The following is a 511-nucleotide window of genomic DNA, read 5'->3' on the forward strand; positions in this document are numbered from 1 at the left end:
TCAGTAACGACTCGACGTTCCGAGAGCAGCTCGATGCGAAGGTTCAGTCGTCGCTGTGTGAAACCGAGATTTCGTTCCCCCCGTACGGTACAGAAGAGCTCCAGAAGGTCCTCGAACAGCGGGCAGACATCGCGTTCCACCAGAGCGCGCTCGAAGAGGGCGTGATTCCGCTGTGTGCTGCCCTCGGTCGCCAGGATGGTGGTGACGCCCGACGAGCGATAACCCTTCTTCGGAAGGCGGGTGATCTGGCACGCACCGAGAACGCGGAGTCGGTGACGACTGACCACGTCGAACGCGCCCAGGAGAAACTCGAGGCACAGCAGAGCATGGACATTATGCGCGACCTCACCGAACACGAGCAACTCACACTCTACGCGCTGACCACGCTCGCTGCCGAGGAGTCTACGCCGGCGCGGTCCCGGGTCGTCTACCAGCGCTACAAAGAGCTCTGTGAGTATCGTGGCCGAGACCCCCGTACGGCTCGCCGAATGCGTAGCTTCTTGTCTGACTT

General features: G+C 61.4%; 1 pseudogene. It reads left to right on the forward strand.

The annotated features are described in order from the left end of the window. Positions 1-511 (forward strand): annotated as a pseudogene (locus tag C5B91_RS21445) (cell division control protein Cdc6); the annotation flags it as partial.

The sequence above is a fragment of the Haloferax sp. Atlit-10N genome (assembly GCF_003586325.1).
GTDB classification, from domain to species: Archaea; Halobacteriota; Halobacteria; order Halobacteriales; family Haloferacaceae; genus Haloferax; species Haloferax prahovense.